Genomic DNA, 12,420 nt, shown 5'->3' on the forward strand with positions numbered 1-12,420 from the left:
CAGTTCGCTGCGCAGCTCCATCGCAGGCGAACACAACATCAATCGCAATTGGCGTTCGAGGCTTTCCGCCTGCGTTAAATGGCCCTGGCGTCTCGCCAAAATCCACTGGCCCACCGTCGCTTTGGCCGCGTAATGAATCTGCTCAGGATTTTGACGAATGTAGCGAACCGTAGCGGCAGAAAACGCCGGACGCGGAGTCGCGGCCACCGATTTCCAAACACCGTCGAAACCGGTCAACGCACTTTCAGCGCGGCCCAATTCTAATTCACGCTGGGCAATCGAAAACGTGGCTGAAATATCGCCACCGGCAGCAAGCGTCGCCAAAATCTCGCTGGCGATCTCGGCTTGACCAAGCTGCGAAAAGAAGGTCGCGAGTTGAACGTTGAGTCGACGAGGCAGCGAGCGGCGAACGAGCGAACGCTGGCCCGCCGGAGGAAAATAATCTTGGCTGGATGTCAGCGTTTGATAGAGTTGCTGATAACGCTTCTCATCCTCAAACGCCGCCGGAACCTCACCTCGACACAAATCAAATGCGATCTGCACCCGTTGATCAACCGGAGTTGTCGGCATCATCACCGAAATCGACTCGAGGATCATTTCCCACGTCTTCGAATCGATGTCGGAAAGCGACGCAACAATCAACCGCTGCGTCTCGCTGGACAACGAACTCTCGCCGGGTCGGACTGCCAAGCGAGCCATCCAATCGTCACGATTGGTGACCAGCAACGTGATCAGCACCGTGTCGCGAATCCGTTGACTGCCGACAATGGTATCGGAGTCCGATAAATCACGGGCGATCGTCCACGCCGCTTGTTCACGCCCCACGGCTAACAAACAACGCATCAGCGACAGCAAACGATTTAATTTCGGAGCGACCCTTGGCGTCACGCCAAGGGTTTTCGCATCCATCGTGTCTTGCGTTTGCTCTTCGATCGCCTCGGCAATCCAAGTCTGCAAATTCGCATCCACGTCGCGGTAGGGATAACCCAATATTTCAAAGGCTCGATCCGTGCGAGCCGCCGAAATGGCGACCACCGCTGCAGAATCCGAACGCGGCCGTTTGACGGCATCATAGAGCTCTTCGCTGCGAGCCAAAATGATGATCGCTTCGTCAACGTACCCGTGGCTAGCCAAGCACTTCCATCGCAGGTCGACCGAGGCATCGCTTACCGTAACCGGTAGGTCGACCAATTCCTTTACCGCTTGCGTTCGAATGGCTTCATCGTTCGCTCGGTCCGCAGCCACCAACGCCTGGCACCACAATCGACTTCGCTCGGCGGACCTTTCCGCAGCTTGGGCCGCTTGGCGAGCCGTCTCGGTTGCAATCGCCTGCCATTGCCCCACCAACATTTGGCAAATTCGAAGCAGCGATTCGTCTCCATGATTCTTGGCTCGTGCGATGGCATCGTCCATACGCCCCAACACCGCCAACACAACAATTTCCGCTTCGCTGCGGACCATCGGTGTCCAATTCTCAGCCGCCTGAGGCAACAAACCAGCGTCATCGATATCGAGCCCTAGTTCTTGCATCATCTGAACTCGGCACACCGCCATCTCTTTCGAATCGGCGACAAGATCGACCAAACGGAGCAAATCCATCAACAAATCATCTTGATAGGCCCGCCGTACATAAACGGGGAAACGGCGATTCAGTGCCGCCGCCAAACGTTGATTTAACAGCATTCGCTGCGCCGTCCCCGCGGACTCTTCGACCGCCACGACGACGGCGCCAAATTGGCCGACTTCGAGCAATTCCTCGAGCACCGAGGGGTCGTCGTCCTGTTGTAGCAACCTTGCCAATTCCGGAGGTGTTTCGGGCAAAGCACCGCGTCGCCACTGCCGCAAAATCCAATTGGCTCGATCCGCCACTTCCGGATCGGGATGACGCGCGGCGTCTTGGACCGCTTGCCGCGACGTTTCTCGCAGTCGCCACATCTGCATCATCGCCGCTTGCCGTCGTGAGTAACGGTCGTCCGACAATTGCTCGATCGAGACCGCATCGCCCGTCACGGAGCGTGGGGAATCCGTTACCAGGTCGCCGCCATCACGCGGGCCACCCTCACGTAAGGCACCATCACGCGGTCCGCCCTCGCGTGGTCCGGCCTTCAGCGGTGCGGCGAACGCCAACGGATAGAGCAGCACCAACAGCAGACATAAGCGTTGCGTCGGCGGCCAGCCAATCCGATTCACGCGGCGCAAGCTCTCGCGACATGCTGCGGTAACGATTCGTGTTTCAACGGGCGGTGCTGGCTTCACCGACGTTGCCGCGAGAATTTTAGATTCGATCGCTTTCGATCCACTTGCTACGATTCGATACCGCAATGATTGACCGCCGGTTATTGGAGTCATGAAGAGACGCGTCTATTTTGGATGAAAGAGTTTTTTTTAGTGGCAGTGTTAGCCGCCCATGCCGCGACACGTGATGCACCGATATGGTTAAAATTTTACCCAAGCCAGCATCTTCCCGATGGCTATTCTAGGCGTTTTTGGCTGAATCAAAGGATTTTGTCACCCTGTTTCCCTCCGTCGCATTGCGTATCTTGTAGAGGTAAAAAAAATCGCCTCTCGCGTTTGATTTCACAGATGCCCCGTCGTAGCACGTTTTTGTGTCGGATCGACGTGCCCCATCTGCCATTCCCACCCCACCCATTTTAAAGTGAATTTCCTCATGCGAAAGCTTTCTTTGATTTGCCGCAGTTTCACCGCGGCTTCCCTCACCGCAGCGTCGCTGGTCGGCTCAGGTTTCGCGGCGTTCGGCCCGATGGGCAGTGCCTCGCCTACGACCTGTGTGGCCGAAGAACTTTGGCCCCAGTGGCGCGGCGCTGACCAGAACGGAGTCGCTTCGGGGGATCACTTCCCGACCCAATGGAGTGAATCCCAAGGAGTCGATTGGAAGGTCAAATTGCCCGGTTCCGGTGGCAGCACCCCGGTCATCGCCGGTTCGCATGCCTACCTAACCTACGGCGACAAAGACAAAAATCACCTTGTCGCGATCGATTTAAAGTCGGGAAAAACCAGCTGGTCGGTGCAACTGGGAACCGATCGCGGAAATAAACATCGCAAAGGCAGCGGTAGCAACCCATCGGCCGTCACCGATGGCAAACACGTGTATGCCTATTTTCGCAGTGGAGACCTGGCCTGTGTTGATACCGATGGCAACGTGAAATGGGAGCTGAATCTGCAAGAAAAATATGGCGAAGACACACTCTGGTGGGACCTGGGCACCTCACCGCTGTTGACCGACAATGCGATCGTGATCGCCGTCATGCAAAGTGGGCCCAGCTATGTGGTCGCGATTGACAAAACCTCCGGCGACGAGCTTTGGCGGACCGAGCGGATGCTCGACGCACCCGAGGAAGCGGCTCAAAGCTATGCCACTCCGCTAAACGTTTCTGTCGATGGCGAACCGATGATCGCCGTGATGGGCGCCGATCATCTGACGCTGCACAACGCCAAGGACGGAAAGCAAGTCGGAATTTTAGGCGGGTTCAATCCGGATGGCGAAAAATTCTTTCGCTCGATCTCGTCGCCGGTTGCTGTGGGCGAAATCATCGTTTGCCCCTATGCTCGTGGTGCAACGCTCACCACGGTTAACATGAAAATGCTGGTCGCAGGAAAAGGCGACGAAGCCATTATTTGGTTCCGGGACGACCTTGGCAGCGACGTCCCTACCCCCGCTGCCCAGAACGGCAATCTTTACCTCGTCGGCGACGGCAAAGCCAACCGCGGCCAAATCAGCTGTTTGGATATCGAAACCGGAAAAGCAAAATGGCAAGTCCAACTACCCAAGTCTCGCCAGGGTTACAGCAGCTCGCCGCTGATTGCAGGAAACCATCTTTACGTCACGCAAGAAGACGGGGTGATCTTTGTTGTCGGCCCGTTGGATGCTGAAAATCCCGCACTCGTCGCCACCAACGAACTCGCCGACAATGAACCCTTCACCGTCGCCAGCCCTGTGCCGGTAGGCGATTCGTTGCTGATCCGCACCCACGATTACCTTTATCGTGTGTCGGGCAAAGAGAAGTAACGTTTTAACGTCGTTACCCATTTCGCACGCTCCCATAAAAAAACGCCTCGAGGAATGCATTCCTCGAGGCGTTTTTTATTATTTGAAACGGCAGCTGGTCGCGGCTGCTTTTTTTTTAAGGTACCGCAACGACTTCGCGACCTGCTCGGGTCGACAAGCCTTGCCACAGATCAAGATCAATTGAATCGGTAACGAAGCGGACCGAACCGTCCATCAAGCAAGTGTTCACGCCGCCCACGTGGTAGCTTCGCGAGGTGACCGAGGCGTAGGTTTTTGGAATCGGTGCAGTCGCCGTCTTGCCTTCACGAAAATTTGTAAAGTCAACGTCGTATTCAATGCCATTCTCGCTGCAAAGCACTTTCTTGTTGGGCGAGAACGTCGTCGTAAATCCGCTTTGATGAACGCGTCCGTCAACCCATTCGGTGTGCCCGGTGTCGGTTTTGAACGAACCACCCAGCGTACAGATTTCGCTTGGCAGCGTTGGTTTGCTGAGATCTCCGGCTTGCGAAAGGTCCCGATAGTAAGGCGTCCAAGCTTTGACTTCAGAAAACGCCAAAGTGTTACTGAGACCATCCAAACAGTCACGAAACTTCAAGTAGCGATTGGCTGCGAATGATCCGTCGCCGATCGAATTGTCGTTGGGGTTGTAAGTAAACCAAACGCCACCGTTGTAGCCGTAGTTCAGTGGGTAGTGCTCCGGCCCACTGGTGCCCATACGCTGCGTGTCGTTTGGCTCACTCGGGCACAAGTAGGTCGGTACGCGGTAGCTCGAGATCGGGACGGCCACGCCATCGACTTGTAGCGTCGCTCCGCCGTAGCCCGCGCCAAAATCGATTGCCGAAGCAAGTGAGATCGCTTCGATATAGGGCAAGATGCGAGCTTGCGTGGACCATCCGTCACCGGTCGTCGCCGAAGGTGACCAAGCTGCGGGCAGCGATTTGGTCGCCGATTCATAATTGTGAACCGCCAAACCAATCTGCTTCAAATTATTGCTACAGCTCATGCGGCGAGCGGCTTCGCGAGCGGCTTGGACTGCAGGTAGCAAAAGTCCTACGAGAACGCCAATGATCGCGATCACGACCAGCAATTCGACGAGCGTAAATCCAAAGTGACGCGGTGCACTTTTGGCCATATCGATTTCTCCGGATAGGTGGCTATTCGTTAGCGAACGCCGGTGAGTTGGTATTGAGAATCAGTCGCAACAAGGAGAAATTTAGTCGTTGACCTGATTATTCGCAACCACTAAAGCGAAAAAGAATTGGCTAAAAATGCCCGTCCCCGCGATTGCAAGATGAGTAAAAACAGCGTGTTTGTTGCCTGAATCTCCGCTTCGTTAGCGTGAAGGGAGTCGAAAGCACCAATATTTCCTTCTGGAACCCTCGCAAAAAAAAGAACGGCCGGAATCACTGGTGTATGATTCCGGCCGCCCGACGTTTAGACGGCTTGTAGCACGCCCTCTTCCATTTCTTTTTGCAATCGTTTTCGAGCCACGTGCAAACGACGTTTGATCGTTCCGACGGGAGCGTCGAATTCGTCGCTCATTTCGATCAACGACTTGCTGTGCAAGTAAAACGCCTTCAGCGTTTGTCGATCCAAATCGCCCAATCGATCGATGCTGTCGCGAACCACGGCGGCTTGCTCACGATCCTCGGCAAACGAATCGGGAGTCCCGACGGCGAAGCAAGTCGCTTCGAGCGTTTCGGGATCACACGCGATTGCGGTTCGATTTCGCGTCATTCGATTGATCGCCATGCGATGCACGATTCGGCGTAACCACCCCCCAAAAGCCTCGGGGACTCGCAATTGATCAATCTTTTGCATCGCTTGGATAAAGACGTCCTGCGCGAGCTCTTCGGCTTCGTCGGCATTACGAACGCGTCGCATTGCCAGTGCGACGATTCCGCCTCGGTAACGCTCGAACAATTCGCCAAAAGCGTCTTGGTCGCCGTTCTGTACAGCCAAAACGAGTTCGGCAACGGTGGCCGTGCTGAGATGGGTCTTTAAGTCAAGGAAGCTATTTTCAGTGATGTTCATGTTTTCGGTCCTTCCGAAAATCAACCACGCACGGTAGCGATGTTTAGGCCATCGCCGAGGAAAGGTGGTTGTGGCTGCTGCGACAACGGGGGCGTGGAAAAGACCACAGGACCTGTATGCAGCAGTACCAAGGTTTGATTCGGTTCTGGGGCGTTTGATCAAAGAACAGAACGAAGACGCTCAAATTTCCTTAGTCAAACGAGGGAAACAATCGCCGGATCGCTTCGTGAATCGATCAAATTCGCAAGCGAGAATTTGATGAGTCGCGAAACCGAGCGGAGGTGTTACCAGCTTTGGCGGTCGAGAACCTCGAATGATCACGGCATTGCCGTGGTCCAAGCGGGGCGCTAACCGGGTATGGAAAGAGGGGGTTTAGCCTCTGCCAATACCGCCGGCTGGATAATCCGCCGCTATCGCCACTTGTAGGTGGCACAGCGGATTACCGGGTTTAAGCCCACGTTTGCTGGCATTCCACATCAAGTCATGATGGCTGAGTTGATTCAGCCATAACGTCGATGTGGACGTCAACGCGCGGGTACCCGTGCAACACGACATCCCCAGAAGCATCCGCCCTAGCCATGAATGGAGGGCAAACGCGACGACGGTCGATACGGCGCTACGGATCTCACGGACTTCGTTGACGACGAAGAAACGTGTGACGATTGCTGTGATCGATTCGATACGCATTTGAATCCTCCCGGCACCTCGAGGGTGCGGCGGCGGAGCAAAGGAAAAAAACAGAACTACGCGTCAGCAGAACTCTCTGCTGACCGTTACCTAGGTGAACAATACCCTCGCCAGGAGAGGAAATCCAGTTGGAAAACCTCCAGTGGCACGGATCTTGTCCGTGGTAACGATGACTTAGACATCGACATCGACCACAGGTTCAGGGGTAAAATCAAAAAAGCTGGATTTTCGTAAAAACTTTTTGTGATGCCAAATGTCGACATTGCTGGCCGGAACGATCACAAAATTCCGTCTCGTGGGTGGTGCCGTCCGCTCCGGAGCCGTTTCTGCAAAAAACGCGATTCTCGACCTTGCCTTCCCCCCCGCATGTCGGCTGTGCAGTCGTTTGGTTCCACCGCAGCATGATTTTTGCCAAATATGCCAGTCGGCACTGACGGCATCGGAAGCCGAAATGAGACGAGGATGCCGCCGCTGTGGATTTCCTCTGGGCCGCCAGCAACGGCAGCTCGAATCCGCAGACAACGCGGATTTCCAGGGTGGAGACACTGCGCTCGTTGATTGGGGGAACCAGCATTTGGGTTCGCCGCAATGCCCGCAATGCAAGGAAAAAACGTTCCAATTTGCCCGGGTGGTGGCGATGTGGCGGTACCATGGACTCGTCTGTGACGCGGTGGTGGCGGCCAAATATGTCAGCCAATCACCACTGGCGGACGCGCTCGGGCGGCGACTCGGCAAGGTGTTAGCCGATCAACTCGCCGGTGATTTGCCGACGCTGGTCACCTTTGTCCCCTCGTACTTCACTCGCCAATGGTCACGTGGCGGCATTGGGGTCCGCACGATCGCCACCGCAGCGGCTTCGACACTTGGTATTCCCTGCGTTCCCCTGCTGCGAGCCTCCCGCCGGATCGCAAAACAAGCCTGGCTGGAAAATGAAGATCGTGTTCACAATGTTCGTGATGCGTTCGAAATCCGAAAACGATATGGTGTGCTCCGGTCGCCAGATTTGACGAATCAGCATATTTTATTGGTCGATGATGTTTTCACCACCGGAGCCACGTCCAACGAGGTAGCCGGAGTGCTGCGTCAGGGCGGAGCCCCCAAAGTGACGATTGGGGTGGTTGCCCGGGCCGTCCGAGCGGGGTGATGACTCTCGCCGTACTGCGATTTTTCCGTTCACGGTGGCCGCAGTTTAAGCTACAACCCATTTAAAAATTTCCGACGACCGCGTCGGCCCCTATAACTATCGACCCGCATGCAACCCACTCATTCTGAATCGGAAACCATCGAAACGTTCAAGCCGACTCGTGCGGGAGGATTCCGCCGTGCCGTCCTTCGTGGACTGGGCGTCGTGCTTCCTCCGCTGTTGACGATTGCGGTACTCATTTGGGCCTGGAGCACGATCGAAAGCTACGTCCTAGGTCCGATTGAATCGAGCATTCGATCGGCGATTGTCAAAGGCGTCAGCCACAGCAAAACGTTCTCTCAGGTGCCCAAGGGAGCAACGGCAACCGGCGCGCGTCGGTTGGATGGTTTTTCCTACAAAGGCGAACGCTATGTTCCCGATCCCACCGGTCGACGCTTTCTGCCCGAATATGTCGTCAAGGTGGTCAACGAAAACGCCGATCGTTTTGGACCGTACACCGCAGCCCCAGCCAGCGCGAATGCGTTTTGGCACCGCTACGTCGAAGTCGTTTACATGCCACGCTCGATCGTGGTCCCCGTGTTCCTGATCGTCTTTCTGACGATCCTGTACTTTGTCGGACGCTTGTTCACGTTCGGACTGGGGCATTGGTTTGTCCGCTCGTTTGATGCGGCGATCTTACGAATCCCGATCGTCAACAAAGTTTACGGCAGCGTAAAGCAAGTGACCGATTTTGCCTTCAGCGAACGCGAGATCGAGTTCAATCGCGTGGTGGCGATCGAGTACCCGCGGCAAGGTATCTGGTCGCGCGGATTTGTTACTGGCAACAGCATGAAAGAGATCTCGTTGGCCACGGGCGAACCAATGCTCAGCGTGCTGATGCCGACCAGCCCGATGCCAATGACCGGATTTACCGTGACCGTTAAACGCAGCGAAGCGATCGATTTGGATCTGACGATCGACGAAGCGATCCAGTTTGTCGTCAGCTGTGGCGTCGTGGTTCCACCGCAACAGCGTTACGACGTGCCGGTTGTGCTACGATCCGCGTCGGTGATCAAGCCCAACTCAATCACCCAAGAACGCAAATAAAAACCGCGGACTTAAGCAAACAGCTTGGCGATCGGAACCCCATTGTCGGTGATCGGTACGGGGCGGTCTCCGTCGTACAGATACTTGCTGGGGTCGATCCCCAGCGACGCATGGATCGTCGCAAAAAAGTCGGGCACGCTGACGGGATCCTTCACGATCGATTGCGACAACTCGTCACTTTCGCCGTAGGCACCACAGTGATTTAAACCGCCACCAGCCAACACACAGGTAAATGTTTTGCCTTGATGCCCTCGTCCGCCGCCACCATCAAATTGAGGCGGGCGTCCAAACTCGCTGGTGATCACAATCAGCGTCTTATCGAGCAGCTTGCGAGCTTCTAGATCGTGGATCAGCGTCGCCATCGCGACATCCAAATCTTGGATCAATTGGTGCTGGTTCACAATCCCCGCGTTATGGACGTCCCAGCCCGTTCCGTTGACGAAGTTCAAGTTGTGCGAGACTTCGATAAAACGCACGCCTCGTTCGACTAGGCGACGTGCCAACAAACACCGCTGACCAAACTCGCCGCCATAACGATTGCGAAGGTCGTCCGATTCCTCATCCAACTTAAACACGCGATTGAACTCGGGGCCGCTTAGCTTCAACGTTTGCGACAACGCATCGTCGTAGTCAAGCAGTTTCTTGTCGCCAGCAAAACGGTGGCGAGCGGCATTGCGAGTGGTCGCCAAAAATTGCTCGCGACGCGATTGACGATCCGACTGAATGCCGTAGGGATGTGACAATCCCGAGGGTCCTTTGGATGTGTCGGTTAAATACAAGTAACCGCTCGAAGCCCCCAAGAATCCGGGGCCTCGTGAAACGTTTGGATAGCCGATCAAAACGTAGGGCGGTGCATCGTCGCTGACGGCCCCCTTTTGATTCGCGACAATCGAACCGAGTGACGGATAGACCACCGTCCCGGTGACCGGTCGTCCGGTATGCATGCGGTTGGATGCGGCGGCATGTTCGTCGATCACATCGTGATGGACGGTGCGAACCGCGGTGACGCGGTCCATCAACGGCGCCAGCGTCGGCAAATGTTCACAGACCTCGACCCCCTGGACCGCCGTCGGAATCGCGTCGTAGTAGGAACCTGGCTTTTTGGTTTTCGGATCGCCTCGACGCTTGGGATCAAAGGTATCGATTTGCCCCATCCCGCCGCCCAGCCAAATCGAGATCACATGCTCCGCTTTACCAAGTGGCATCGGCGAAGTTTGCTCGCTGCCGTACGCCGACAAACTTGGCAAACAAGCGGCACCCGCAGCCAGCGAGATTGCGTTACGGCGATTCAGTTTCATGCGATCGATTGTCATGGTCGTTTTCAAATGGGAGATAATAGGTTTCCAGCCAATGTGGGATAGGCTTCCTAGCCTGTCATCGGTGTCCAAGTTATGCGGCCGCTTACGCGTCTGGCCCAGTAAATCAACATTACGGAATCCAAACAAACTCGGGCGAATTGAACACCGACCACACCACATCCTCGTATCGCTCGCGCCACGCGGGCACCAGTCGCGGATCCGGCGGGTCGCCTTCACGTGCACGTTGCTCTAATTCCATTTTGATACTGTTGGCTTTCGCCGCTAAATGGTTGGACCACGAAACCCGCCCCAACATCGGCGGGTAGACCGGCTCGCTGATCTGATTCGCAGGAACCAATCGCGAATCGAATCCTTCGGCCAGCACCGGGACGAACGCGTCTCGTTCTGCCGTCGTTGGCATTCGTGTCAGAAAACGCAAATAGATCGATTCGAGTAGCGTTTGCGGGCTTTGCGTCGTCACCGCCAGCTCCGCCAACTCGCTGGCGTTCGATGCGGATGCCGTCCACGAGGCAAACACGCCGTTGGCGATCGCGCCCGGCTGCAACACATTCGGCTCGACGTCCCGTTCGCTGATCGCTGATTGGCGTGACCCGGTCCATCCAAAGGCTTCGAGCACATCGACGACCGCCGTCGCACGAGGGAACGCCAAACTTGGTCGGTCTCGTTCATTCGACAGCGTTGCGAACATCCAAGCACGCCGCGGTGTGCCCATGCTGACCATCGTCGTCGCAGGACGTCTGGCCTCGGGATCAAACGATAACTCCTCGACATCCATCGGACGCCCTGAACACGCGACCATCGAATCGACCACCTGCTCGGCCGTCAGCCGGCGTCGATCGGGCGAAGCAAAAAAGCGATGCTTCGGTTCGGCCATTCGGTTGTTCCCAATCGCTTGGCGTTGATACAGATCCGAGTTCAAAATCAAGCGAACCACATGCTTCATGTCGTAGTCATTTCGCACCAATTCATCGGCCAACCAAGCAAGCATTTCGGGATGACTCGGCGCCGTCGAGTCCCAGTCATCGACCGGTTCGACGATACCAGCCCCAATCAGCCGCTTCCAAAGTCGATTCACGATCACGCCGGCAAACCGCTGATTCAGCGGCGAGGTGATGGCGACCGCCAACCGCTCGCGTGTGTCCGACGGGTTTTGAACCAGATCATCAGGCGTGACTGCCACATCGACGAATTGATCAAACGGCCACTCGGGGACGACGGGCTCTCCTGGTTTCAGCGTGACCTTGATCAATGATTCTCGGCCCGAGTTCTTTTCAAAGAACCCCGGCGCAACCGTGCTGGTGCTAGGCACCGTCACTTTGCCTCGCGACATCATCGCGGCGAGCGAGAACAGATCACGCTGGGTCGTGTCATGGTAGGGCGAGTCGTGACAACGAGCACATTGCAAGTTCATCCCCATGAACGCGGACGCCATGATGATGCTGCGTGATGCCAATGGAGCGTCGTTTTCCGCCGCCATCCCGAACCCCGCAGTCCCGCCCTCTCGCTGGCTGCCGCGTAACATCACCAATTCAGTGACCATCCGGTCAATCGGTTTGTTGTCACGCAGTGCCTCGTACAGGTACCAACGAAAGGGTCCCGTGTTGTTGAGCGATGGCTTTAACAGATTCGGGTTCTCACCCAACACATCTTGCCAGTAACTAATCCAATGATCGGCCCAGCGTGGATCGTGAAGCAATTGGTCGATCACCCGCGAGCGTTTATTCGCATCGTGATCGGCGAAAAAGGCTCGCGATTCGGCTTCACTCGGCGGAGTCCCGATTGTATCGAGATAAACGCGTCGCAAGAACGTTTCGTCTTCGACCGGGTCACCCACTAGCAGTGCCGCAGGATCAATCGATTCGTCCCAACGGGCGCCGAGCGAGACCCATTTTGTCAGCAGATCGATATCGCGTTTAGCCAGCGGTTTGGACGGCGGCATGCGTTCGCCCTCGTCGTCCGTGATCAAACGTGCAATCAGCTGACTCGCATGAGGATCGCCAACTACGATCGCCGGTTCGCCCGAGTCACCGCCGGACAACAATGACGCACGGCTGTCCAGTTTCAAACCACCTTCGTCGGTTTCACCATGACACCGAAAACAGTTTTCGCGGAGGATCGGAAGC

The 12,420-nt window shown here is 56.0% G+C and carries 9 protein-coding genes; 3 read left to right on the forward strand and 6 right to left on the reverse strand.

Features of this window, described 5'->3' with window-relative positions:
* A partial coding sequence (locus ABX962_RS17380) for a hypothetical protein (protein ID WP_372721304.1) occupies positions 1–2,349 on the reverse strand: 2,349 nt, incomplete at its 3' end.
* Between the two features lie 319 nt (positions 2,350–2,668).
* Here ABX962_RS17380 and ABX962_RS17385 point away from each other — a divergent pair.
* On the forward strand, positions 2,669–4,027 hold the full coding sequence (locus ABX962_RS17385; protein WP_372721305.1) for a PQQ-binding-like beta-propeller repeat protein: 1,359 nt from the start codon (positions 2,669–2,671) through the stop codon (positions 4,025–4,027).
* A 115-nt stretch (positions 4,028–4,142) separates the two neighbouring features.
* On the opposite strand, the gene ABX962_RS17390 is transcribed toward ABX962_RS17385, so the two are convergent.
* From ABX962_RS17390 to ABX962_RS17400, 3 genes are all read right to left on the reverse strand, one after another.
* Positions 4,143–5,159: a DUF1559 domain-containing protein gene (locus ABX962_RS17390; protein ID WP_372721306.1), complete on the reverse strand. Its 1,017-nt coding sequence runs from the start codon at positions 5,157–5,159 to the stop codon at positions 4,143–4,145.
* 302 nt (positions 5,160–5,461) lie between these two features.
* Positions 5,462–6,061: an RNA polymerase sigma factor gene (locus ABX962_RS17395; RefSeq protein ID WP_372721307.1), complete on the reverse strand. Its 600-nt coding sequence runs from the start codon at positions 6,059–6,061 to the stop codon at positions 5,462–5,464.
* Between the two features lie 372 nt (positions 6,062–6,433).
* Positions 6,434–6,748: a hypothetical protein gene (locus ABX962_RS17400; RefSeq protein ID WP_372721308.1), complete on the reverse strand. Its 315-nt coding sequence runs from the start codon at positions 6,746–6,748 to the stop codon at positions 6,434–6,436.
* A gap of 253 nt (positions 6,749–7,001) precedes the next feature.
* Between ABX962_RS17400 and ABX962_RS17405 the strand changes: the two genes are divergently transcribed.
* Both ABX962_RS17405 and ABX962_RS17410 read left to right on the forward strand, forming a co-directional pair.
* The gene (locus ABX962_RS17405) at positions 7,002–7,892 is read left to right on the forward strand and encodes a ComF family protein (RefSeq protein ID WP_372721309.1); all 891 of its coding nucleotides are present in this window, start codon (positions 7,002–7,004) and stop codon (positions 7,890–7,892) included.
* A 108-nt stretch (positions 7,893–8,000) separates the two neighbouring features.
* A complete protein-coding gene (locus ABX962_RS17410) occupies positions 8,001–8,978 on the forward strand; it encodes a DUF502 domain-containing protein (RefSeq protein ID WP_372721310.1) in 978 nt (325 codons plus the stop codon).
* Between the two features lie 11 nt (positions 8,979–8,989).
* Here the strand turns inward: ABX962_RS17410 and ABX962_RS17415 are convergent, their stop codons facing one another.
* Positions 8,990–10,291: a DUF1501 domain-containing protein gene (locus tag ABX962_RS17415; RefSeq protein WP_372721311.1), complete on the reverse strand. Its 1,302-nt coding sequence runs from the start codon at positions 10,289–10,291 to the stop codon at positions 8,990–8,992.
* A 115-nt stretch (positions 10,292–10,406) separates the two neighbouring features.
* On the reverse strand, positions 10,407–12,420 hold a 2,014-nt coding region (locus ABX962_RS17420), incomplete at its 5' end, for a DUF1553 domain-containing protein (RefSeq protein ID WP_372721312.1).

The organism is Novipirellula sp., from assembly GCF_041583735.1.
Lineage (GTDB): Bacteria > Planctomycetota > Planctomycetia > Pirellulales > Pirellulaceae > Novipirellula.